A 22,265-nucleotide genomic window follows, 5' to 3' on the forward strand; every position below is an offset into this window, starting at 1 on the left:
AGCGGGGGCGGGCACGGCCCCGGGCGGGCGCAGGGGCGGCCCCGAGCGGGTGCGGGCACGGCCCCGGGCGGGCGCAGGGGCGGCCCCGGGCGGGCGCAAGGGCGACCCCGAGCGGGTGCGGGCGCGGACCCGGGTGGGTCGGGTGCGGCCCCGGGCGGCGGGCTCGGTAACCTAAGCCCGCTGATCCAACTTTTACCTAGCCCTAGGAGATGCCGCCGCCGTGAGCAGCAGCCTTCGACGCGGCGCCCTCGCCGCCGCCGCCCTCGTGGTCTCGGTCGCCCCGCTCTCCGCCTGCGCGGCCGGGAACGACGCGCAGACGCTGCAGGTCAAGCCGGACAACGCCGCGACGTCCGTCGGCGATATCAAGATCCAGAACGCCACGATCGTGACCCAGCCGGAGCTCACGGCGAAGGGCCCGGCCATCGTCACGGCCAAGATCTTCAACAACGGCAAGGACGACCAGACCCTCAAGGCCATCACCCTCCCCGGGACCGGCTCCACGGTGAAGGTCTCCCCGGCCAAGGGCAAGGGCCCGGTCGTCGTCCCGGCCGGCGGCTCGGTGCTCCTCGGCGGCAAGGGCAACCCCTCCGCGGTTATCGCGAACGGCCGCGAGGCCGCCAGGGACGGCGACGCGCAGCGGGTCGTCTTCGACCTCAGCGCGACGGGCGACGTGCCGATCACGGCGTTCGTGGTCCCGGCGAAGCACTACTTCACGGACTGGGGTCCCTCCCAGCTCCCGACCGCCACCCCCACCAAGGCACCGGCCAGCCCGAACGGCGAGCAGACCACCAAGCCCGGCACCAAGCCCTCCGGCTCCGCCACCGCGACCAACAAGCCGTCCGGCGCGGCGGGCGAGAGCAACGCCCCGGCCAACGGCATCGCGTCGGGCGAGCCGACGCCGACCGGTCACTGAGCCGACAACGACCGCGAGGGGCCCTGGAAGCGACTTCCAGGGCCCCTCGCGTACGCCCCCCCACGGCACCCCTCGCACCGCTCGGCCCCAGAGGGCCTCCCGGGCTTCGGGGCACTGCGCCGGGCCCAAGCCCCACGGCACCGCACCGCTCGGCCCCAGAGGGCCTCCCGGGCTTCGGGGCACTGCGCCGGACTCCGTCCGGCCACCCACTCACGGCCCGGGGCCGGCCACCCACGCAGCACCCCGCCACCCCGGCCACCACCGGCCGGCCTACGGCTCGAACTTGTAACCCAACCCCCGAACCGTCACCAGATACCGCGGCGCCCCCGGGTCAGGCTCGATCTTCGCGCGGAGCCGCTTGACGTGGACGTCCAGCGTCTTCGTGTCGCCGACGTAGTCCGCGCCCCAGACGCGGTCGATCAGCTGCATCCGGGTGAGCACCCGGCCCGCGTTGCGCAGCAACATCTCCAGCAGGTCGAACTCCTTCAGCGGGAGGTCCACCTTGCCGCCGCCGACCGTCACCACGTGCCGGTCCACATCCATCCGTACCGGCCCGGCCTCCAGCGCGGCCGGAGTGACCTCCTCCGGCTCGCCGCGGCGGCGCAGCACGGCGCGGATGCGGGCGACCAGCTCACGCGAGGAGAAGGGCTTGGTCACGTAGTCGTCGGCCCCTATCTCCAGGCCGACGACCTTGTCGATCTCACTGTCCTTGGCGGTCACCATGATCACCGGGACGTTGGAGCGGCCGCGCAGCTGCCGGCACACCTCCGTGCCGGGGAGGCCCGGCAGCATCAGGTCGAGCAGCACCAGGTCGGCGCCGTTGCGCTCGAACTCGTCGAGCCCCTCGGGTCCCGTTGTCGCGACGGCGACCTCGAATCCCTCCTTGCGGAGCATGTACGACAGCGCGTCGCTGAACGATTCCTCGTCCTCGACGACCAGAACTCGGGTCACGGAAGGACCTCCGGGGCAGAAAGGTGTTCACAGGAATTGGTCTCGTACGGCCGGTCCTGGTCCTCTCCATCGAGGTCAGCGTTGGTCTCGTACGGCTCGCGCGACGAGCGGTCGCGGTCTCGGGCGCGATCGCGGTCACGATCGCGCACCGAGCCGGCTTCCGGCAGCCGCAGGGTGAAGGTGGAGCCCTGTCCCTCGGCGCTCCACACGGTGACCTCCCCGCCGTGCGAGGCGGCCACGTGCTTGACGATGGCGAGTCCGAGCCCGGTCCCGCCGGTCTGTCGCGAGCGTGCCGGGTCGACCCGGTAGAAGCGCTCGAAGATCCGCTCGCGGTCCTTCTCCGAGATGCCGATGCCCTGGTCGGTGACGGCGATCTCGATCAGGTCGCCGCCGGTGGCGGGGAGGCGGCGGGCGGCGATGCCGACGCGGGTGCGGGCCGGGCTGTAGTTGACGGCGTTCTCCACGAGGTTGCCGAGCGCGGCGGCCAGCTGGCCGCGGTTGCCCCACACGTGCAGGTCGGCGGTGCCGCCGGTGGCCATGGTGATCTGCTTGGTGCCGGCCTGGTGGCGGCAGCGGTCGATGGCCTCGGCGACCAGCTCGTCCACGCGGACCGGCTCCGCGTCCTCCAGCGGGTCGTCGTTCTGCACCCGGGACAGGTCGATGAGCTCCTGGACAAGGCTGGTCAGCCGGGTCGCCTCGATCTGCATCCGGCCGGCGAAGCGGGTGACGGCCTCGGGGTCGTCGGACGCGTCCATCACGGCCTCGGACAGCAGGGACAGCGCGCCGACGGGGGTCTTGAGCTCATGGCTGACGTTGGCGACGAAGTCGCGCCGTACGGCCTCGATCCGGCGGGCCTCGGTGAGGTCCTCCACCAGGAGGAGCACCAGGCGGGAGCCCAGCGGGGCGACCCTGGCCGACACCGCGAGGGCCTCGCCGCGGCCGGTGCCGCGCCGGGGCAGGTCCAGCTCGATCTGCCGTATCTCCCCGTCCCGCCGGGTGTCGCGGGCCATCTGCATCATCGGCTCGACGGCCAGCTTCCCGCCCCGGACCAGCCCGAGGGCGTACGCCGCGGAGCTGGCCTTGACCACGGCGTCCGCCTCGTCGAGGACGACGGCCGAGGACCGCAACACGGACAGCACGGTGTCCACGCCGGGCGGCAGCACGGCGTCGGTGTGCAGTGAGGAGCGCGTAGGCTTCGCCTGTTCGCGTTCACTCCAGCGGAACGCCAGCATGGCGATGACGCCGGTGCACAGCCCGGCGAGCGCCGCCAGTGCGGCGATCGCCGCGTTCACGTTCATGCGTCCAGGTTATGCGCGGCACGAGACAGCTCCACAGCCCCAGACGGGCGCCCTCAGGGAGACGTTTCCCAGAGTTCACCGGGGAGTCAGCAGCGGTTCACTCCGGATGCCGGAGCCCGACGCGTTCCGGACGGAACGTGGAAGCCTGGGGGCGGCTCGTCACGAGACCACGAGTCCACGTCCACCGAGAGTCAACAGCGAGACACAGCGAGAGAAGGTCACTGATGCGGGACGCGTACCACGAGGAGCTCGATTCGATCGGGGACGGCCTGGTCGACATGGCCCGGCTGGTCGGCTCGGCCATCGGGCGGGCGACCACGGCGATACTCGACGCGGACCTCAAGCTCGCCGAGAGCGTCATCGCCGCCGACGAGAAGGTCGACGATCTGCAGCGCGACCTGGAGGCGCGGGCCATCACCCTGCTGGCCCGGCAGCAGCCGGTCGCCACGGACCTGCGGATCGTGGTCACCAGCCTCCGGATGAGCGCCGACCTCGAGCGCTCCGGCGACCTCGCCCAGCACGTCGCCAAGCTCGCCCGGCTCCGCTTCCCCGACTCGGCCGTTCCGCGCGACCTGAACGCGACCATCCTGGAGATGGGCCAGCTCGCGCAGCGGCTGATGGCGAAGGCCGCCGAGGTGATCATCACCAAGGACGTCGACCTCGCGCTGCAGCTCGAGGAAGACGACGACGCGATGGACCTCCTGCACCGCACCCTCTTCCAGCACCTGATGGACGACCGCTGGAAGCACGGCATAGAGACGGCCGTCGACGTCACCCTGCTGGGCCGCTACTACGAGCGCTTCGCCGACCACGCGGTCTCGGTCGCCAAGCGCGTGGTGTACCTGGTCACCGGCGAGCACGCGGACGAGATCGCGCAGGTGGAGACCCCCGAGGGGGCGTGACACCGGTAGACCCCTGACCACGCTCCTCCGGCGTGTTCAGGGGGTTCAGGGTCAGGGGTCTACCCGGGCGGGCCTGCGTGGCGACGCGAGTGCGCACCGGCGGGCGGCGGGCGGGCGCACGACGGGCGCGCGCCCTGTGGGTGAACCCCGCGCCGCGCGCGGGCGCGCCCTTGCGCGCCGGGCACGCGGCCACCACGCGCCGCCGTGCCGTGCATCCGCGCGCCGTCCATGCGCCGCTGCGGGCGAGGCCCGGAGGACCGGCACCATGAGCACGAGGCGACCCCTCTCCAGGACCTCCCGAGACCTCCCAAGGAGGCGTCATGGCCGAGTTCCCCACTCCCGCCCCCGCCGACCCCGCCCGGCCGGCAGCCGAACACCGCCCCCCGCTCCCCCTCCTCGGCGCCTGCGGCTGCGGCTCCGGCTGTTCCTGCGGCTGCCAGTCCGGCGGCTCCTGCTCCTGCGGCGGCAACTGCGGCTGACCCTTCACCACGCGCCCGCCACGCACGAGGAAGGGCCTTCGACCGGCGGCCGGTCGAAGGCCCTTCGCCACACACGCCGCCCCGTACCCCCCAACGCGCGACCAGCCTCCGGGGGGAGCGCATCACCTCAGAGCCCGGGACCTCGGGACCTCAGAGCCGCGGGGCCTCAGAGCCGCGGGGCCTCAGAGCCTCGGGACCTCAGAGCCTCGGGGCCTCAGAGCCTCGGGACCTCAGAGCCTCGGGGCCTCAGAGCCTCGGACCCTCGGTACGGCCGGCAGGGTCAGCGACACAACAGGATCAGCGACGCAGCAGGGTCAGCGACGCTTGGTCTTCCTCTTCTGCGGCTTGTTCCAGTCCCCTCGATGAATCTGGCACCGCGAGTAGCCAATCATCGCGGGATTCTGGCAGGGCTTGCCCGTCGCGGTCTTGGTCGAGCCACACTTGACCTGCTTGCCCATACATCCCCCTCGCCCGGTCGGCACCGTCTCGGGTCAATCGTCACCGTGTACAGGCACAGCCCATTCCCGACACAGGCATATACGGCCGATTTCAGACCCCTTCGGACCGATTTCCGTCCACCTCCGAACAGTCAACTGCCGTGCATCCGCACCCGGCCGGGACGGAGCGAGGATGCCACATGGGCCTCGACCGGGCCGTGGTCCTCGGCCACTCCCTGGGAGCCATCAACGCCTACCAGTTCGCCGCCCGTCACCCCGACCGCGTCAGCGCTCTGATCAACACGGAGGGTGCCGCCGCACTCGGCTTGGACGGCTCCAACCCCTTCGAGTTCCTGCGCAACCTGCCGTACGAGGCCCCCACGCGTGACGCGCTCGTCGAGGGCATGGGCCCCGCCGCCCCGTACTTCTCCGACCGCCTGCGGCAGAACCCCGATGGCAGCTGGAGGCTTCCCTTCCACCCCCAGGACATGCACCAGTCCGAGGAACAGGTGCACGGCGACCACTGGAATGACTGGACGGCCACCACCTGCCCCGCCCTGCTGCTCCGCCGCACCAAGGGCGTCATCGCGCCCGAACAGGCCACAGCCATGGCGGAACGCCGCCCCAGCACCCGGCTGGTGGAGTTCGACGCCGACCATTTCATCCCCACCAGCGCGCCGGACGAGTTCGCGGATGCCGTACGGACGTTCCTCGGCACGCTGTGACGCCCCCGCCTCACTATCCGCTGAACCGACCGCACCCAGCCGCCCGTCCGGTCCCTACCCGGGCTCGTCGCCCGATGCGCACGGGATCGCGTACTTGTGCCCGTGCAGCCCAGCCGACTTGAGCAGGTCAGCAAGGTCCCGCCACGGCCTGTCAGTTCCCTGGTCTACGGTCGCCCGCATGACCGAGCCCTCCTTTCTGACCGCTGTGCGGGAGTCGTACGACACGGTCGCCGCCGAGTACGTCAAACGCGTCCCGCCTCCCGCCGAGATGGACCCGTTGTCCCGCGCGATGCTGGCCGGGTTCGCTGAACTCGTGCGGACGGCCGGTCTGGGACCGGTCGCGGACATGGGGTGCGGCCCCGGCCGCATAACGGCGCACCTGGCCGGACTGGGGGTGTCCGCCTTCGGCGTCGATCTGTCACCGAAGATGATCGGACTGGCCCGCGACGCCTATCCGGACCTGCGGTTCACCGAGGGCTCGATGACGGCCCTGGAGACGGGGAACGGCGAACTCGGTGGCATCCTGGCCTGGTATTCCACCCACCACACGCCCCCGCAGTGGCTGCCGGCGGTGTTCGCTGAATTCCACCGCACGCTCGCGCCCGGCGGCTTCCTGCTCTGGGGAGACTACGTCGGCAATGAACGACTGCAGCCGACCCACGGCTATGGCCTTCCCGTGTCCTATGAGTCGCACCTTCTGCCCCTGGGCGACATGGCCGGCCTGCTCGGCCAGGCAGGACTCGTCGTCACCGCGCGACTGGAGCAGGAGCCCGGCGGACGGGCGAACAGACCGCGCGCCTGCCTCCTGGCCCGCAAGCCCGAGGCCTGACGGGGCAGGTTCCCGTGGCGAGACCGGCCGAGCGTCTACACCCCTACCATGCGGTTCATGAAGGCAGCCGGTAACGCACCACTCATACGAGCCTGTTGGCTCTCGTGGCTCGCGGTCGAGACCGTGGGTCAGGGAGAAGTGGTGAGCGCCCTCGGCTTGACCGATGTACGGGACATTGCCTGGGCCGATGGCGTGGAACTCATCGACGATGTGGCGCACGACGAGAAGGAGCCGTTCTCCACAGTCGTTGTCACCCCACCCATGCAGGGGTGGGCCCTGGTTGTCGGACCGTACTTCGGCCTGCCCTTTCCCCAGCAGACGGCGCACCTCACCGACGTGTGTCGTGAGTTGAGCGCGAACTTCGGCAAGGCCCAGCTCTTCTTCCATAGCGAGCAGAACGACGGGGAGGCGTGGCTGATCGCCGAACGCGGACGCATCCGCAGGCGCTGGATCAGTGAGTATCCGCAGCTGGCCCTGGGCGAACCGTTCGGAGTCGAGCGACGGCTCCTCGACGCCTACGGCATCACGGGCAAGCCCGAGGATCTGGACCCCAACAGCGACCTGGCCCGCGATTGGTCCGCTACCTGGGGGCAGTGCTGGGCTACGACGGTCGCGGGGGAATCCAGCATCGACCCCACCACAACCGCCCCCGACACCGTCTCAACCAGCGGCATGCTGGTGGCAGCCGCCGCACCCATCGAGTAGACGACCGCCAGCCACCGAAGAGGCTTGCCGCCGGCCTCGACACCGTCCGGTCCGGTCCGGTCCGACCCGTCCCGCACCCGTCAGCCCACGGCCCCGATACCGAAACAAGCCCCCCGCTCGCAGGAAAACCGCAGGTAGGGGGCTTGATCAGTCCAGGTTACTTCTTCTTGCCCTGGTTCTTGACCGCCTCGATGGCGGCCTTCGCGGCCTCCGGGTCGAGGTAGGTGCCGCCCGGGGTGAGGGGGCGGAAGTCGGCGTCGAGTTCGTAGGAGAGGGGGATGCCGGTGGGGATGTTGAGGCCCGCGATGTCGGCGTCGGAGATGCCGTCGAGGTGCTTGACCAGGGCGCGCAGGGAGTTTCCGTGGGCGGCGATCAGGACCGTGCGGCCGGCGAGGAGGTCGGGGACGATGCCGTCGTACCAGTAGGGGAGCATGCGGACGACGACGTCCTTGAGGCACTCGGTGCGCGGGCGCAGCTCCGGGGGGATGGTGGCGTAGCGCGGGTCGTCGGTCTGGGACCACTCGGAGTCGTCCTCGATCGGCGGCGGCGGGGTGTCGTACGAGCGGCGCCACAGCATGAACTGCTCCTCGCCGAACTCGGCGAGGGTCTGGGCCTTGTCCTTGCCCTGGAGGGCGCCGTAGTGGCGCTCGTTGAGGCGCCAGGAGCGGTGGACCGGGATCCAGTGGCGGTCGGCGGCCTCCAGGGCGAGCTGCGCGGTGCGGATGGCGCGCTTCTGGAGGGAGGTGTGGACCACGTCGGGGAGCAGGCCGGCGTCCTTGAGCAGCTCACCGCCGCGGACTGCCTCCTTCTCGCCCTTCTCGTTGAGGTTGACGTCCACCCAGCCGGTGAACAGGTTCTTCGCGTTCCACTCGCTCTCGCCGTGGCGGAGGAGGATCAGCTTGTACGGTGCGTCGGCCATGACCTCGAGCCTACTTGACCCGGGTGGGCGGGCCGCGTGACGGATCCGGCAATCCGGTGGCGCGGGAGGGATGGGGTCGGTAAGGTGCCGCTACTGCTTGCGCCACTTACATACGGGGGTTGTCCGATGTCCGTCGCCCTACCGTCCCTCACCCGGATGAGGCAGGCAGCGAGGGAGAGCGTCTCGGGGTTGCCCCGGGCGTACTGGTGGCTGTGGACCTCGACTCTGGTGAACCGGCTGGGGGGCTTCGTCGCCCCGTTCCTCGCCATGTACCTGACCGTCGACCGGGGATATTCGGCCTCGTACGCGGGGCTGGTCGGCGCGCTGTACGGGCTGGGCGGGGCGGTGTCGGCGGTGGGGGCCGGTGTGATGACGGACCGGCTGGGGCGCCGTCCCACGCTGCTCGTTTCGCAGAGCGCGACGGCGGTCAGCGTCGCCGTGCTCGGCTTCGTCCAGCACCCGGTCGCCATCGCCGCGGTCGCGTTCCTCGTCGGCATGGCGAGCAACGGTTCGCGGCCCGCTGTGCAGGCCATGATGGCCGACCTCGTCGCCCCCGAGGACCGGATCCGCGCCTTCTCGCTGAACTACTGGGCCGTCAACCTCGGCTTCGCCTTCTCCGCGACCGTGGCGGGGCTGATCGCCGAGCACGGCTATCTGGCGCTGTTCCTGGGTGAGGCGATCATGACGCTGCTGTGCGCCGTCGTCGTCTTCGTCAAGCTGCCGGAGTCCCGCCCCGTGCGGGAGGAGCCGGCGGGCGCGGCGGCCGCCGCCGCCGAGCCGGAGGTCGGGCTGGGGACGGTGTTGCGCGACCGGGGGTTCATGGCCGTCGTGGCGCTGTCGTTCCTGGTGGCGGCCCTCATCCAGCAGGGGTTCGTCGGCCTGCCGGTGGCCATGGGCGCGAGCGGCCTGTCCAGCTCGGACTTCGGGCTGGCCATCGCCGTGAACGGGGTGCTGATCGTGGCCCTCCAGATCCCGGTCACCCGCTTCATCGAGCGGCACCGGGAGCCGACCCGGCTGCTGGTCGGCGCCGCGCTGCTGATCGGCTACGGCTTCGGGCTCACCGCCTTCGCCGGATCGGTCGCGGTGTACGCCCTGACCGTGTGCGTCTGGACCATCGGCGAGATCATCAACACCCCGATCCAGATGGGCCTCGTCGCCCGGCTCTCCCCCACCCACGGGCGCGGCCGCTACCAGGGCGTCTACGTGCTCTCCTGGTCACTCGCGGCGCTGGTCGCCCCGCTGGCCGGCGGTGCGGTCATCGACCACTTCGGGGCGGATGTGCTCTGGGCGTCGTGCGCGGTGGTGGGGACCTTGACCGCGGTCGGGTACGGGGCGCTCGTGCGCGCCGTCGCGGCAGAGGAGCGGGATGGTGATGGGGATGGGGATGGGGTTGGTGATGGGGATGGGGTTGGGGAGGGAGATGGTGTGGCGGGGGATCGTCTGGGGTCCGGCAGCGCTTCGGAGGCCGGCGGCGCTCCCGCGTCCGGCGGCACTTCCCCGTCCGGCGGCGCCCCGGGGTCCGGCGAGACCGACCGCCCCGTCGCGGCGGGCTGACGGCGCCACCCTCATGGCGTGAGCCTGGGCACCAGGGAACGGGTGTGGAAGCTCGGCCCCAGCGACGGGCCCGGCGTCCACTCCGGGGCGGTGGGCAGCCGGTAGGACGGGATCGGGTCCGGCCAGGGCGAGACCCCGCCCGCCACGCCGCCATCCGGCAGGCCGCCGTCCGGCAGACCGGCGGAGGTGCCGGCGTCCGGCAGACCGGCGGAGGTGCCGCCGTCCGGCAGACCGGCGGAGGTGCCGCCGCCCGACAGGCCGGCGGAGGTGCCGCCCGCCGGGTCGTATGTGCTGGTCGGGTTTACCCGCTGCCAGCCGGTCCCGGGATAGGGCCGCTCCTCGCGGTTGGCCCACAGCAGCCAGGTCACGGCCGTCAATCCCAGCAGTACGGTGAGCGCCAGCACCTGGATGCCGGAGATGCGCCGCCGGGCGGGCGCGTCCACGCCGGGGGTGATGCGGATCTGCGGCCGGGACGGCCACGCTCCGGTCTGCTCCGCCCGTTCGGGCGCCCATTCCGGCGCCCGTTCCCGCACCCCAGCCCCCGCCGCGCCCGCGAACCCCGGCAGGGGCGCCCGCTCGTCCAGCCCCAGGGCGGCCAGGTGCAGGCGGAGGCGCTGGGTCTGACCGGGCAGGCGTACGGCCGCGTCGGCCCAGTCCCGGATCGTCTCGGGCGCGATGCCCTCGGGCGGTACGAGGGTGCCCGGGCCGGTCCAGTGCATCGTCCAGTGTGCGCTCCCCCGCGCGACCAGGTGGGCGCCGATCAGTACGTACAGGGCCTCCGCGAGCAAGCCCAGCGGATCGCGCCCGCCCGGCGCCGCGCCCTCCGTCGGCGGCACACGGCTGCCCAGGGCGCGGGCGAGCGGCATCCGCCGTCCGCTGTCCAGCAGGCGCAGCACCCGCTGTACCGACATTTCCCCCAGCGGTGGCCCCGGCACTGGCCCTGGCTGTTCCCCCGGCGGTTTCCCCAGCGGTGGCCCCGGCACTGGCCCTGGCTGTTCCCCCGGCGGTTTCCCCAGCGGTGACCCCGCCAGTGACCCCGGCGGCCCCGGCAGTGGCCCCGGCGGCTCCCCCAGCAGTGACCCCGCCAGTGACCCCGTCAGTGACCCCGGCGGCTCCCCCAGCGGTTTCCCCGGCAGCTCCCCCAGCGGATTCCCCGGCAGTGGCCCCGGCCCGTCCCCTGGCCGGCCCGCCGCCTCCTCGACCGTACGGACCGCCTCCGCCAGCGGCCTCAGCAGCCGGGTCGCCCGGTGCTCGGCCAGCAGACGCAGCCACTCCCGCCATGGCACGCTCGCCGCCGTACGCCCGCCCGGGTGCAGTGTGCGGCCCAGCGCGACCGCGTAGCCCGACGGCACGTCGAGGGGTTCGGCGAAGCGGTCCGCGCCGGCCCGGGGTGGCCGGTCGGGGAGGCGGGCCAGGCAGCTCAGGCGGGTGGCCAGGTCAGGGTGCGGGTCGTCGCGGTCGGCGGGCCGCTCGGTGGCCCGCGCCCTCAGGGCGGCGAGCGGCTCCCGCAACTCGGGCGCCTCCACCATGTGGGCGAAGACGCGGAACGGGTCGTCCGGTACGCGCCCCTCAGCCCGGCGTACGGGGGTGAGGAAGCCCCCGACGAACTCCAGCCAGGCCACCTCCAGCGCGGCCGCCGAGCGCAGGGCGTCGGCGACGGTCCGCGCCCCGGCCACCCGCGCGGCTTCACGGTCGGCCTCGATCTCCTGGCGCCGCCGGACCGGGCGGGTGAGCCGGCGGAAGAGGAGCGTGTAGCCGCGGAGCAGGAGCAGCGGCCCGCCCGCGTACGTCCGTACCAGGTTGTTGGCCGCCGCCGCGCTGATGATCGCCTCGAGGGCGGCGGCCAGCCCCACCGTGCCGCGGTGGGCGAGGGCGCCGAAGCGGCTGTGGCGCCGGGAGAAGTGGCCCAGTTCGTGCGCGAGCACGGCACGCAGCTCGGCGGGCGGCAGGCCCACCACCAGGGGCAGGCCCAGATAGAGGGTGCGGCGGCCCGGCATCAGGCCGAGGAAGGTGGCGTCCTCGGTGACCGAGGCGTTGACCTCGGTGGTCAGCCGGATGGCGTCCGGCGGGGCGGTGCCCACGCCGACGGCCAGCTCCTCGACCGCCGCCCATAACGCGGGGGCCCTGCGCCTGCTCACCCACACCGTGTCCTCGGGCGGCGCGGCGGGCCGCGCGGTGCGCACCACCGCCCACACCATGCCCGCCACGATCGGCGCGAACGCGGCGCAGGCCACGATGACGCTGGTCGGCGGCGCCGTGCTCTCCGGCACCCCCGCGCTCCATAACCCCAGCACCAGGAAGGCCAGCCACAGCAGCACCAGGAGCGCGACCAGGGCGTAGAAGACGGCCAGCAGCACCAGGGCCAGTACGGCACGGGCGGCGGCGATGGCGGCGATCACCGGCCGCCACCCGGATCGGCCTCACGGCCTGGGCCGCCACCCGGATCGGCCTCACAGCCTGGGCCACCACCCGGATCGGCCTGACGGCCTGGGCCGCCAGCCGGATCGGCCTCACGCCCTCGGCCGTCGCCGCGCTCGTCCTGCAAACCCCGATCGGCCTGCCCACCCCGGCCGCCGCCCCGATCGGCCCCACGCCCTCGGCCGTCGCCGCGCTCCTCGGGCGGCAGCGGCGGCACGGGCGGCGACGCGCGCAGGCCGTCCAGCAGCCATGCGGCGGCGCCGCGCAGCGCGCTGGACAGCGGGTCGGTCCGTACGCCGGGGACCAGGGACTCGCCGGGTCGGCCGAGCTCCGGGGAGACGTCGAGCAACAGGCTGAGCCGGGCGCGGGCCTTGTGCAGGTTGCTGCCGACGCTCCCCGCGCTGATGCCGAGCTCGGCGCCGATCTCCGCGTAACTCATGCCCTCCAGGGAGTGCATCACGACCACCTGGCGCTGGCGCGGCGGCAGCATCCCGAGCGCGCGCAGCGCGGCCAGCGCCTCCGAGGTCTCCTCCACGCCGGCGGAGGCGGCGGCCGGTACGGTCAGCTCGGTCGGCTTCCAGCGGTACCACCAGCGGCGGCCGTCGCGCGAGAGCTTGCGGCGCATGGTGGTCGCGACCCAGCCCTCCGGCGAGGCGCAGGCCCGTACCGTGGGCCAGCGGCGCATCGCCTCGATGAACGCCTCCTGGACGGCGTCCTCGGCGTTCTGCCGATTGCCGCTGAGCATCACCGCGCGGGCGGCGAGCCAGGGGTAGGTGCGGGCGTAGAACTCCTCGAAGTCCTCGAAGTGCTCTGGCTGCTCGAAGTGCTCGGGCTGCTCGGACTGCTCGAAGTCCTCTAAGACGCCACCGGGATCGTCACGCGTCTGGGAGTCCCCGCCGCTCGCGACCTCCCCCGCTGTGTCACTCATGCCCGGCCCCTCCCCTCGAACCGGAGCGGACGGTCAGCGCCGCGCCGTCCGCGCGGTGGTCGGTGAGCACGGTGCCCGGGCCCGACCTGGTCACCAACTCGACCACCATGCGCGCGCGGAGGCGCTCCCCCGAGCGCGCCGCCAGCCAGCGGATGACCTCCCCCATCAGCCGTAGCACCCCCATTGTCACGACCGTTGTCACCATCAGCCACGGATTGTCCATGAACACCGTCTTGTCTCCCTTGATGTTTCCCGGTCGACGACCGGTTCATCAGGAAGAGGCTGCGGGGGACGAGATTCTTCACCGCCCATCGCGGGGAATCTCCGGGACTTGGGTCACGGCTCGGCGGTTACGGCTCTGGGGTTGCGCGGCCACCCCTCCCCCAGCCGGCGTGGCGCTCACGCCTCCCGGGCCTCACGCGCCCCGGGCCTCACGCGTCCCGGGTCAGATGGGCGAACGCCTCCAGGTTCCGCGTGGACTCCCCGCGCGCCGTGCGCCACGCGTACTCCTTGCGGATCGCGCTGGCGAATCCCATCTCCAGCAGCGTGTTGAAGCTGCCGTCGGCGTTCTCCAGCACCGTGCCGAGCACCCGGTCCAGCTCCTCCGGCGTGACCGCCGCCAGCGGCAGCCGCCCCACCAGGTAGATGTCGCCGAGCTGGTCGATCGCGTAACTCATCCCGTACAGGCGGGTGTTGCGCTCCAGCAGCCAGCGGTGCACGGCCTCGTGGTTCTCGTCCGGGCGGCGGACGACGAAGGCGTTGACGGACAGCGAGTGCCGGCCGAGCCGCAGCGAGCAGGTGGTGGAGAGCTTGCGGGTGCCGGGCAGCGTGACGACGTATGTGCCGTCGGACGGGTTCTCCCACTCCAGCTCGGCGTCGCGCAGCGTCTGCTCGATCACGGCCCTGGCGGCTTCTGCGGCGGTGGCCTCGTTCCTGGCCTCGGCGTCACCCATGAACCGATCGTAGGCGACGGTAGCCGCGCATCGCCTCCGCGTAGACGTCCGCCGTCGCCGTGGCCGCCTTGTCCCAGCCGAAGCGCTCGGCGTGGTGGGCGGCGCCGATGCCCAAACGTTTCAGCAGCGCGGGGTCGTCGGCGAGGCGGCGCAGCGCGCGGGCGTAGTCGGCGGGGTTGTGGCCGGGCACCAGGATGCCGCTGTGCCCGTCCCGTACGGCCACCGGCAGCCCGCCCACCTCGGCGGCGACCACCGGGGTACCGCAGGCCTGCGCCTCCACCGCGACCAGCCCGAAGGACTCGCTGTAGGAGGGCATGACCAGCACGGACGCCGCCCGGTACCAGTCCGCGAGCTCGTCCTGGGCGCAGGGCGGGCGGAAGCGGACGACATCGCTCACCCCGAGCCGCGCCGCGAGCTTGTGCAGCTCCTCCGGCTTCGCCAGGCCGCTGCCGCTGGGCCCGCCGACCACCGGGACGACGATCCGCTCACGCAGGCCCGGGTCCTCGTCCAGCAGATGGGCGACGGCGCGCAGCAGGATGTCGGGCGCCTTCAGCGGCTGGATGCGCCCCGCGAAGAGGGGGATCAGCGCGTCGGGCGGCAGGCCCAGGCGGGCGCGGGCGGCGGCGCGGCCGTCGGCGGGGCGGAAGCGGTCGAGGTTCACCCCGGGGTGGACCACGGCGACCAGCTCGGGGTCCGCGCCGTAGTGGCGCACCAGCTCCTCCGCCTCCTCGGCGGTGTTGGCGATGAGCCGGTCGGCGGCCCCGACGATCTGCTCCTCGCCGATCACGCGGGCGGCGGGCTCAGGGGTGTCGCCCGCCGCGAGCGCGGCGTTCTTGACCTTGGCCATGGTGTGCATGGCGTGGACGAGCGGCACGCCCCAGCGCTGGGCGGCCAGCCAGCCGACGTGGCCGGAGAGCCAGTAGTGGGAGTGGACGAGGTCGTAGTAGCCGGGGCGGTGGCCCGCCCAGGCCCCCATGACCCCGTGAGTGAAGGCACAGAGCTGGGCCGGGAGGTCCTCCTTGGCCAGCCCCTCGTACGGGCCGGCGTCCACATGCCGTACGAGCACCCCGGGCGTGAGCTCGACGGTGGGCGGGAGGGCACCGGTGGTCGCGCGGGTGAAGATCTCCACCTCGATGTCGAGGGCGGCCAGCCGCCTGGCGAGCTCCACGATGTAGACGTTCATGCCCCCCGCGTCGCCGGTGCCGGGCTGGTGCAGCGGCGAGGTGTGGACGCTGAGCATCGCTATCCTGCGCGGCCGGCGGCCGGCTCGTCGCAGGCGCTGGTGGTGCGGGCCGCCGAAGGCCCCATGGGAACGGCCTCGCAGGCCGCCGAGCCGGGATATGTGCTGGCTCACCGCGCGATCCTCCTTGCCGGGACGGACTCGGGTCGGGCTCGGGTCGAACGTGGGGTCGAACATGGGTCGGGCTCGGGTCCGACGTGGGTCGGGCTCGGGTCCGACGTGGGTCGGACTGGGGTCCGACGTGGGTCGGGCTCGGGTCCGACGGGGCCGGACTCGGGTAGCTCGGGTGGCTCGGGTACCTCGGGTAGCTCTGGTGGCGGAATCCGGATTCGGGTAGCGGAATCCGGACGCGCGCCGCCAACCCCTCAACACCGGAACCTCTAGTTCCCATTTCCGCTTTGCCAAAGCGTGACGTTCTTCCGCCCGGGGTTACGCTCGGCGCATGTCTGCCCGTGTACCTCCGCCGGGTCGGCCCATCGGCTCGGCGACCCGGGGGACCACCAATCCCAACCGGCTGCGCCGCATGGATCGGTGGATCGCCGCCGCCCACGGCCCCGCGCTGCGCCGCGCCGAGGCCCCCATCGCCGTCGACCTGGGGTACGGGGCCGCGCCGTGGACCGCCGTGGAGCTGCTGGGCAGGCTGCGTACCGTGCGGCCGGACGCCCGGGTCGTCGGGGTCGAGATCGACCCCGGCCGCGTCGCCGCCGCCCGCCCGTACCGGCGGGAGGGCCTGGACTTCGCGCACGGCGGCTTCGAGGTGCCGCTGCCGGACGGCGCGCGGCCCGCGCTGATCCGGGCGGCCAATGTGCTGCGCCAGTACGAGGAGGGCGAGGTCGCCGACGTGTGGCGGCGGCTGTGCGCGCGGCTGGCGCCGGGCGGGCTGCTGGTGGAGGGTACCTGCGACGAGATCGGGCGGCGGCACGTATGGGTCGCCCTCACCCCGCGCGGCCCGCGCACTGTGACCTTCGCGGCGCGGCTCGGCTCCCTGGACCGCCCCTCCGACCTGGCCGAACGGCTGCCGAAGGCGCTCATCCACCGCAATGTGCCGGGCGAGCCGGTGCACACCTTCCTGCGCGACTTCGACCGCGCCTGGGCGGCCGCAGCCCCCTACGCGGCGCTCAGCGCGCGCCAGCGCTGGATACGCAGCGCCCAGGCGCTGCGCGCCGCCGGCTGGCCGCTCGTGGACGGCCCCCGGCGCTGGCGCCAGGGCGAGGTCACCGTGCGCTGGGAGGCACTGGCGCCCCGCCCGCGGCCGGGTCGGCCCCGCGCAGAGACTCCTCGCTGATCCCCTCGCTGGTCTCTTCGCTGGTCTCTTCGCTGGTCTCTGCGCCGGCCTCCTCGCTGGTCTCCTCGCCGACCTCCCCGCCGACCTCCTCGCTGGTCTCTACGTCGACCTCCCCGCCGACCTCCCCGCTGATCCCCTCGCCGACCTCCCCGCCGACCTCCCCGCCGACCTCCCCGCTGATCCCCTCGCCGACCTCCCCGCCGACCTCCCCGCTGATCCCCTCGCCGACCTCCCCGCCGACCTCCCCGCCGACCTCCCCGCTGATCCCCTCGCCGACCTCCCCGCCGACCTCCCCGCTGATCCCCTCGCTGATCTCCTTCGGCCCGAACGGCCACACCTTCTCGAACCGGGCCCACAGCAGGAACGCCACACACCCCGCCCCGACCCAGGTCAGCGACCACTCGATGGGGTGCCGGCCGGGCGCGTTCCGGTCCGCGTAGCCATAGATCACCAGCCAGCCGACGAGCGCTACGACGCTCGGCACCGGATACAGCCACATCCGGTACGGCCGCCGCAGCCCCGGCTGCCGGCGGCGCAGCACCGTCACGGCCAGCACCTGCGCCAACGCCTGCACGATGACCATCACGGTGGTGAGCAGCTGGATGAGCGTGGCCAGGTCGGTGTGGCGGCCAATGAGGAAGCCGACGGCGGTGACCACGCCCATCGTGGCCAGACCGAGCACGGGGAAGCGGTGGCGCGGGTGGAGCCTGCCGTACGGGCGGAAGAAGACCCGCTCGCGGGCGGCGTCGTACGGGACGCGGGAGCCGCCGAGCAGCCCCGCGAAGACGGACGCGAAGGCCGTGACCAGGATGAGGACGGTGACGACGTCGGCCGCGCCCTTCCCCCAGGTCTCCTCCAGGACGGCGGAGGCGACGGACTGGGACGCCACGGAATGGGGGTCGAGCATCTGGTGCCAGTCGATGACGCCGAGGGTCCCGATCTGCAGCAGCAGGTAGATGCCCATGATGCCGACGATCGAGGTGACGATCGCGCGCGGCAGGGTGCGGCCGGGGTCCTTGATCTCGGCGCCCATGTACGCGGCGGTGTTGTAGCCCAGGTAGTCGTAGATGCCGATGGTCAGCCCCGCCGCGAAGCCGGTCCAGAACTGGCCGGACCCCAGGTCGAAGGCGTGCGCGGGGTAGGTGAACGCCTTGTCCGCGTCGAAGTCGCCGAACGCCGCGCTGATCACCAGCACCACGGCGGCGATCATCACGCCCCACATCACTGCGGTGATCCTGGCGATGTGCTCCACGCCGCGCCACAGCAGCGCCACGACGAGGGCGATGACGCCGAGCCCGACCAGATCGCCCTGCGTCTGCGTCATGCCGTGCCACAGATACCCGAGGTACTGCACGAGGCCGACCACGCCGGTGGACATGATCAGCGGGATGAACAGCATCGCTGTCCAGACGAACAGGAAGGGCATCAGCTTGCCGGTGCGGTACTGGAAGGCCTGGCGCAGATAGACGTAACTGCCCCCAGCGCCCGGCAGCGAGGCGCCGAGCTCCGCCCAGATCAGCCCGTCCGCCAGCGCCAGCAGCGCGCCCGCGAGAAAGCCGATGACGGCCTGCGGGCCGCCGAAGGCGGCGACCATCAGCGGGATGGTAACGAACGGCCCGATGCCGCACATCTGGCTCATGTTGATGGCCGTGGCCTGGAACAACCCGATGCGGCGGACGAAGCCGGTGCCGTCGCCGCCCCTGGTTTCGCCACCCTTGCTGTTCTTGCTGTTCTTGCTGTTCTTGCGGTTTTCGCTGCCCCCGCCGCCCCCGCCGCTCCCGCGGTTTCCCCCGTCCCCGCCGTCTGCGCTGTCCTCGCCGCTCCCGCCGTCCGGCGGGGTCTTGCCGGTCGGCGGGGTCTTGCCGGTCGCCGGCCCTCCGGCCATCTGGACCTCCCTGGCTCGCCGTGCGAGTGTGATTAAGTTAAGGAGCCTTACTTGATGAGTCAAGAGTCCGAACCCTGGAACCGGCAGCGGCTGCGCAGTAACAACGAACGCCTACTGCTGGCCCGGCTGCGCGCCGAAGGACCCGCCTCCCGGGCCCAGCTCGCCCGCGCCACGGGCCTGTCCAAGCCCACGGTCTCCAGCGCCCTGGCCGCCCTCGAAGAGGCCGGGCTGGTGCGCGAGGCGGGTCGGCAGGCGCCGCCGGAGCGGGGCCGGGTCGCCGTGCTGTACGAGCCGGACCCGACCGCCGGCTACGTCCTCGGCCTGGACATCGGCCGGGCCTGGCTGCGGGTGGCCGCCGCCGACCTGGACGGCACCGTCGTCGCGCGCGCCGAGGTGCGCAACCGCGGCCGCAGCGCCGCCGCCATGGCGGACCTCGCCATCGCCGCGGCCCGCCGGGTCGTCGCCGACGCCGGGGTGGACCCGGCCCTGGTGGCGCACACCGTCGTCGGCGCCCCCGGCGTGTACGACCCGGAGCGGCGGCGGGTCCGGTACGCCGGCAATCTGCCCGGATGGGGGCGCGCGGGGCTCCTCGACCGGATGCGCGAGGAGCTGGGCACTCCCCTGTCGGTGCACAACGACGCCAACCTGGCGGCGCTCGGCGAGTACACCTTCGGCGCCGGCCGGGGCAGCAGGCTCTTCGTGTACGTGCTGGTCGGCACGGGCCTGGGCATGGGCGTGGTCGCGGACGGACGTCTGTTCACCGGCGCCCACGGGGCGGCCGGGGAGATCGGCTTCCTGCCGCTGCTGCCCCGGGTGGGCGGGCCCGATCCGTACGGCCCCAGGGGCCTTAAGGGACAGGGCCTTAAGGGACAGGGCCTTAAGGGACAGGGCCTTAAGGGACAGGGCCTTGAGGGACAACAGGGTCTGGAGGGCGCCGTCGCGGCCGAGGCGGTCGTACGGGCCGCCCGGGAGCTCGGCATGTCCGGGACCAGGTCCGAGCCGCTGACCGCCAAGGCCGTCTTCGACGCGGCCCGCGACGGCGTCGCGCCCGCGCTGGAGGCCGTACGGCAGGAGGCCGAGCGGCTGGCCCATGTGATCGCCGCCGTCGCGGCCGTGCTCGACCCGGACCTGGTGGTGCTGGGCGGCGGGGTCGGCCACAGCGCCGACCTGCTGCTGCGGACCGTGGAGCTGACCCTGCAGCGGATCGGGCCGCTGCGGCCGAGGGTGGCGGCGAGCGCCCTCGGTGAGAACGCGGTGCTGCTGGGCGCGGTGGCCACGGGCCTGGAGGCGGCCAGGGAGCAGGTGTTCACCCGCACCCGGGAGGGCGGCGGGTAGCGCGAGGGGGACGCCCGGAGCACGGGCAGCGGGCGACCCGAGGGGGACGACCCGAGGGGGGGACCCGAGGGGGGAGGACCCGAGGGGGGGGATGACCCGAGGGGGGGACGACCCGAGGGGGGGGACGACCCGAGGGGGGGACGACCCGAGGGGGGGGATGACCCGAGGGGGGACGACCCGAGGGGGGACGACCCGAGGGGAATACCCGGAGCACGGGCAGCGTGGCGACGCCGTGAGCTGCTGCCCGTCGGCGGCGCCGGCGACGCGAGGGGGACGCCCGGAGCGAGGGGGCGCCCGGAGGGCGGGCAGCGCCCGCTATCCCACCGGCACCGTGTCGCGCGCCAGCGCCCGCAGGGCCCCGGCCGTCGAGGAGCCCTTCTCCGCCGTGTAGGTGCACAGCACCTGGCCGGGGTCGGAGGGCAGCACGAACGCCTCGTACGTCAGCACCAGCTCCCCCGCCACCGGATGCCGAATCCGTTTCGTACCGCCGGTCCGCTCCCGCACGGCCTGCGCCTCCCACCGCCGCCGGAAATCATCGCTCCGCTCCAGCAGCTCCCGGACGACCTGGCACACCCGGACGTTGCCGGGGTGGCGCCCGGCCTCCGCCCGCAGGCCCGCCACCGTCTCGTCGGCGACCTTGTCCCACTCCGGGTGGAGGGCCTTGGCTTCCGGGTGGAGGAAGACCAGCAGGGCCGAGTTACGCTCCCGCTCCGGGAGCGCGGCAAGGTCGAAGCACACCCGGCCGCCCAGCAGATTCCAGGCCAGCACGTCCGCACCCGGCCCGAAGACGAAGGCGGGCACCGTCTCGTCCATGGCCTCCAGCAGCAGCCGCACCTCGGGCCGCACGCGCGGCCGGGGCCCGGGGTCCACGGGCCGCTCCCGCCGGGGCAGCGTGATGTTGCGCAGGTACGTGTGCTCGGACGGCGTCAGCCGGAGCGCCCGCGCGAGGGCGTCCACCACCGAGTCCGAGATGGCGGGGGCGCGGCCCTGCTCGATGCGGGTGTAGTAGTCGACGCTGATCCCGGCCAGCTGCGCGACCTCCTCGCGGCGCAGCCCCCGCACCCGGCGCCGTACGAGCCCGTCGGGCAGCCCCAGCTCGGCGGGGTTGAGCGCCGCCCGCCGTGCCCTCAGGAACGCCTTGATCTCCGGCTCCGCATCACCCATCGCTCCATTATCCGCGTATCCGCGACAGCCCCCCGGAAGCCCGTCCGTCCAGGTGGTTCTGCCAGACCCAGGTCGAGCCGGGCCTGGTGCCCGGCCCCGCCGGCCGAAAGCTGGGACCGCACCCCACCGAAACCACATGACGCACGTAAGGCGGAACCCCCATGAAGCGCAGGATCCTCGGCGGCACCGGCATCTCGGTCAGCGAATACGCCCTGGGCACGATGATGTTCGGCGCCTGGGGCAACCGGGACCACGACGAGTCGGTGCGGATCATCCACCGCGCCCTGGACACGGGCATCAACTTCGTCGACACCGCCGACATCTACTCCGCCGGCGAGTCCGAGGAGATCGTCGGCAAGGCGCTCAAGGGGCGCCGCGAGGACGTCGTCCTGGCGACCAAGGTCTTCAACTCCATGGGCCCGGACGCCAACCACGGCGGCAACTCCCGGCGCTGGATCACCCGCGAGATCGAGAACAGCCTGCGCCGCCTCGGCACGGACTACATCGACCTGTACCAGATCCACCGGCCCGACCCGGCGACGGACATCGACGAGACCCTGTCGGTCCTGTCCGACCTGGTCCGGGCGGGCAAGGTGCGGGCCGTCGGCTGCTCCACCTTCCCGGCGGAGCAGATCGTGGAGGCCCACTGGACCTCCGAGCGGCGCGGCCACGTCCGCTTCCGCAGCGAGCAGCCGCCGTACTCGATCCTGGCGCGCTCGGTCGAGGCGGCGGTGCTGCCGACCGCGCGGCAGTACGGGATGGGGGTGCTGACCTGGGGACCCCTGTCCGCGGGCTGGCTCTCCGGCCGCTACACCAAGCGCTCCGACATCGACCTGACCGGCGGCCGCTCGGCCCTCGAGCGGCACAAGTTCGACCCCTCGCTTCCGGAGAACGCGCGCAAGCTGGAGGCTGTCGGCCGGCTCGCCGAGCTGGCCTCCGACGCCGGGCTCTCGCTGCCTCACCTGGCGGTCGCGTTCGTACGGTCCCACCCGGCCGTCACCTCGGTGATCATCGGGCCGCGCACGATGGAGCAGCTCGATGACCTGCTCGCGGGGGCGGACGTGGAGCTGAGCGAGGACGTCCTGGACCGCATCGACGAGATCGTGCCACCGGGCACGGACCTGAACCGGGCGGACAGCTACTACGAGCCGCCGGCGCTGGTCGACAAGGCGCAGCGCCGGCGGCGGGCCGGGGCCTGAGACCCCCAGCAGCCTCGGGCCCCGAGGGGGAGGGCGGTTCAGAAGGCAGTTCCAGAAAGTACTTCCAGGAGTTGGGTCAGAGGGTGGTTCAGACGTCGGTTCAGAGGGTGGTTCGGTCGGGTCAGAGGCGTCGGGTCAGAGGGTGG

The 22,265-nt window shown here is 73.0% G+C and carries 19 protein-coding genes and 1 pseudogene; 10 read left to right on the forward strand and 10 right to left on the reverse strand.

Annotated features, from left to right (window positions below; genetic code table 11):
• Positions 1 to 220: 220 nt before the first annotated feature.
• Positions 221 to 913: a DUF461 domain-containing protein gene (locus ABFY07_RS37410; protein WP_346178753.1), complete on the forward strand. Its 693-nt coding sequence runs from the start codon at positions 221 to 223 to the stop codon at positions 911 to 913.
• 270 nt (positions 914 to 1,183) lie between these two features.
• Here ABFY07_RS37410 and phoP read toward each other — a convergent pair whose 3' ends face one another.
• Both phoP and phoR read right to left on the reverse strand, forming a co-directional pair.
• Positions 1,184 to 1,864, reverse strand: coding sequence for a two-component system response regulator PhoP (gene phoP / locus ABFY07_RS37415; RefSeq protein WP_065961092.1), 681 nt, complete (start codon positions 1,862 to 1,864; stop codon positions 1,184 to 1,186).
• Positions 1,861 to 3,162 (reverse strand): two-component system sensor histidine kinase PhoR, encoded by a 1,302-nt coding sequence (gene phoR, locus ABFY07_RS37420; RefSeq protein ID WP_065961094.1) that lies wholly within the window; start codon positions 3,160 to 3,162, stop codon positions 1,861 to 1,863. The genes phoP and phoR overlap by 4 nt, the downstream gene beginning before the upstream one ends.
• A 224-nt stretch (positions 3,163 to 3,386) precedes the next feature.
• Here phoR and phoU point away from each other — a divergent pair, with 224 nt between their 5' ends.
• The 5 genes from phoU (at position 3,387) to ABFY07_RS37445 (ending at position 7,239) form a co-directional block, all read left to right on the forward strand.
• A complete protein-coding gene (gene phoU / locus ABFY07_RS37425) occupies positions 3,387 to 4,064 on the forward strand; it encodes a phosphate signaling complex protein PhoU (RefSeq protein WP_346178754.1) in 678 nt (225 codons plus the stop codon).
• Between the two features lie 320 nt (positions 4,065 to 4,384).
• On the forward strand, positions 4,385 to 4,543 hold the full coding sequence (locus ABFY07_RS37430; RefSeq protein ID WP_170066554.1) for a hypothetical protein: 159 nt from the start codon (positions 4,385 to 4,387) through the stop codon (positions 4,541 to 4,543).
• A gap of 598 nt (positions 4,544 to 5,141) precedes the next feature.
• The gene (locus tag ABFY07_RS37435; RefSeq protein WP_346178755.1) at positions 5,142 to 5,705 is read left to right on the forward strand and encodes an alpha/beta fold hydrolase; all 564 of its coding nucleotides are present in this window, start codon (positions 5,142 to 5,144) and stop codon (positions 5,703 to 5,705) included.
• A 178-nt stretch (positions 5,706 to 5,883) separates the two neighbouring features.
• The gene (locus tag ABFY07_RS37440) at positions 5,884 to 6,534 is read left to right on the forward strand and encodes a class I SAM-dependent methyltransferase (RefSeq protein ID WP_346178756.1); all 651 of its coding nucleotides are present in this window, start codon (positions 5,884 to 5,886) and stop codon (positions 6,532 to 6,534) included.
• 141 nt (positions 6,535 to 6,675) lie between these two features.
• Positions 6,676 to 7,239 carry a hypothetical protein gene (locus ABFY07_RS37445; protein WP_346178757.1) on the forward strand — a complete coding sequence of 188 codons (564 nt, stop codon included), beginning with the start codon at positions 6,676 to 6,678 and terminating at the stop codon, positions 7,237 to 7,239.
• A 157-nt stretch (positions 7,240 to 7,396) separates the two neighbouring features.
• Here the strand turns inward: ABFY07_RS37445 and ABFY07_RS37450 are convergent, their stop codons facing one another.
• Complete coding sequence (locus tag ABFY07_RS37450; RefSeq protein ID WP_346178758.1) at positions 7,397 to 8,158, reverse strand: phosphoglyceromutase; 762 nt, start codon at positions 8,156 to 8,158, stop codon at positions 7,397 to 7,399.
• 156 nt (positions 8,159 to 8,314) lie between these two features.
• Here ABFY07_RS37450 and ABFY07_RS37455 point away from each other — a divergent pair, with 156 nt between their 5' ends.
• A complete protein-coding gene (locus ABFY07_RS37455) occupies positions 8,315 to 9,712 on the forward strand; it encodes an MDR family MFS transporter (protein ID WP_346178759.1) in 1,398 nt (465 codons plus the stop codon).
• Between the two features lie 11 nt (positions 9,713 to 9,723).
• Here the strand turns inward: ABFY07_RS37455 and ABFY07_RS37460 are convergent, their stop codons facing one another.
• The 5 genes from ABFY07_RS37460 to mshA all read right to left on the reverse strand — a co-directional run bounded on the left by ABFY07_RS37460 (position 9,724) and on the right by mshA (position 15,365).
• The gene (locus ABFY07_RS37460; RefSeq protein ID WP_346178760.1) at positions 9,724 to 12,111 is read right to left on the reverse strand and encodes a M48 family metalloprotease; all 2,388 of its coding nucleotides are present in this window, start codon (positions 12,109 to 12,111) and stop codon (positions 9,724 to 9,726) included.
• Complete coding sequence (locus ABFY07_RS37465) at positions 12,108 to 13,058, reverse strand: RNA polymerase sigma factor (RefSeq protein ID WP_346178761.1); 951 nt, start codon at positions 13,056 to 13,058, stop codon at positions 12,108 to 12,110. Before ABFY07_RS37465 ends, ABFY07_RS37460 begins: the two co-directional genes overlap by 4 nt.
• A complete protein-coding gene (locus tag ABFY07_RS37470) occupies positions 13,051 to 13,281 on the reverse strand; it encodes a hypothetical protein (protein WP_346178762.1) in 231 nt (76 codons plus the stop codon). The genes ABFY07_RS37465 and ABFY07_RS37470 overlap by 8 nt, the downstream gene beginning before the upstream one ends.
• A gap of 208 nt (positions 13,282 to 13,489) precedes the next feature.
• Positions 13,490 to 14,011, reverse strand: coding sequence for a type III secretion system chaperone family protein (locus tag ABFY07_RS37475; protein WP_065961111.1), 522 nt, complete (start codon positions 14,009 to 14,011; stop codon positions 13,490 to 13,492).
• Positions 14,004 to 15,365: a D-inositol-3-phosphate glycosyltransferase gene (gene mshA / locus ABFY07_RS37480; RefSeq protein ID WP_346178763.1), complete on the reverse strand. Its 1,362-nt coding sequence runs from the start codon at positions 15,363 to 15,365 to the stop codon at positions 14,004 to 14,006. Before mshA ends, ABFY07_RS37475 begins: the two co-directional genes overlap by 8 nt.
• 328 nt (positions 15,366 to 15,693) lie before the next feature.
• Here mshA and ABFY07_RS37485 point away from each other — a divergent pair, with 328 nt between their 5' ends.
• On the forward strand, positions 15,694 to 16,536 hold the full coding sequence (locus ABFY07_RS37485; protein ID WP_346178764.1) for a class I SAM-dependent methyltransferase: 843 nt from the start codon (positions 15,694 to 15,696) through the stop codon (positions 16,534 to 16,536).
• Positions 16,537 to 16,840: 304 nt separating this feature from the next.
• On the opposite strand, the pseudogene ABFY07_RS37490 reads toward ABFY07_RS37485, so the two are convergent.
• Positions 16,841 to 18,175, reverse strand: a pseudogene (locus ABFY07_RS37490) (APC family permease); the annotation flags it as partial.
• A 300-nt stretch (positions 18,176 to 18,475) separates the two neighbouring features.
• Between ABFY07_RS37490 and ABFY07_RS37495 the strand changes: the two are divergent.
• Positions 18,476 to 19,756, forward strand: a complete 1,281-nt coding sequence (locus ABFY07_RS37495) for an ROK family transcriptional regulator (protein WP_346178766.1) — start codon at positions 18,476 to 18,478, stop codon at positions 19,754 to 19,756.
• Between the two features lie 315 nt (positions 19,757 to 20,071).
• On the opposite strand, the gene ABFY07_RS37500 is transcribed toward ABFY07_RS37495, so the two are convergent.
• Positions 20,072 to 20,920: a helix-turn-helix transcriptional regulator gene (locus ABFY07_RS37500; protein WP_346178767.1), complete on the reverse strand. Its 849-nt coding sequence runs from the start codon at positions 20,918 to 20,920 to the stop codon at positions 20,072 to 20,074.
• A gap of 161 nt (positions 20,921 to 21,081) precedes the next feature.
• Between ABFY07_RS37500 and ABFY07_RS37505 the strand changes: the two genes are divergently transcribed.
• The gene (locus ABFY07_RS37505; RefSeq protein WP_346178768.1) at positions 21,082 to 22,119 is read left to right on the forward strand and encodes an aldo/keto reductase; all 1,038 of its coding nucleotides are present in this window, start codon (positions 21,082 to 21,084) and stop codon (positions 22,117 to 22,119) included.
• Positions 22,120 to 22,265: the final 146 nt, after the last annotated feature.

Origin of the sequence: Streptomyces sparsogenes subsp. cuspidosporus, assembly GCF_039532705.1 — a bacterium.
Classification (GTDB): domain Bacteria; phylum Actinomycetota; class Actinomycetes; order Streptomycetales; family Streptomycetaceae; genus Streptomyces; species Streptomyces sparsogenes.

Bases quoted from the DNA above. Each gene is read 5' to 3' on its own strand.
- phoR (WP_065961094.1), bottom strand. From the start codon at position 3,162: ATGAACGTGAACGCGGCGATCGCCGCACTGGCGGCGCTCGCCGGGCTG.
- phoU (WP_346178754.1), top strand. From the start codon at position 3,387: ATGCGGGACGCGTACCACGAGGAGCTCGATTCGATCGGGGACGGCCTG.
- ABFY07_RS37430 (WP_170066554.1), top strand. From the start codon at position 4,385: ATGGCCGAGTTCCCCACTCCCGCCCCCGCCGACCCCGCCCGGCCGGCA.
- ABFY07_RS37440 (WP_346178756.1), top strand. From the start codon at position 5,884: ATGACCGAGCCCTCCTTTCTGACCGCTGTGCGGGAGTCGTACGACACG.
- ABFY07_RS37450 (WP_346178758.1), bottom strand. From the start codon at position 8,158: ATGGCCGACGCACCGTACAAGCTGATCCTCCTCCGCCACGGCGAGAGC.
- ABFY07_RS37455 (WP_346178759.1), top strand. From the start codon at position 8,315: ATGAGGCAGGCAGCGAGGGAGAGCGTCTCGGGGTTGCCCCGGGCGTAC.
- ABFY07_RS37465 (WP_346178761.1), bottom strand. From the start codon at position 13,058: ATGAGTGACACAGCGGGGGAGGTCGCGAGCGGCGGGGACTCCCAGACG.
- ABFY07_RS37470 (WP_346178762.1), bottom strand. From the start codon at position 13,281: ATGGACAATCCGTGGCTGATGGTGACAACGGTCGTGACAATGGGGGTG.
- ABFY07_RS37475 (WP_065961111.1), bottom strand. From the start codon at position 14,011: ATGGGTGACGCCGAGGCCAGGAACGAGGCCACCGCCGCAGAAGCCGCC.
- ABFY07_RS37485 (WP_346178764.1), top strand. From the start codon at position 15,694: ATGTCTGCCCGTGTACCTCCGCCGGGTCGGCCCATCGGCTCGGCGACC.
- ABFY07_RS37495 (WP_346178766.1), top strand. From the start codon at position 18,476: ATGAGTCAAGAGTCCGAACCCTGGAACCGGCAGCGGCTGCGCAGTAAC.
- ABFY07_RS37500 (WP_346178767.1), bottom strand. From the start codon at position 20,920: ATGGGTGATGCGGAGCCGGAGATCAAGGCGTTCCTGAGGGCACGGCGG.
- ABFY07_RS37505 (WP_346178768.1), top strand. From the start codon at position 21,082: ATGAAGCGCAGGATCCTCGGCGGCACCGGCATCTCGGTCAGCGAATAC.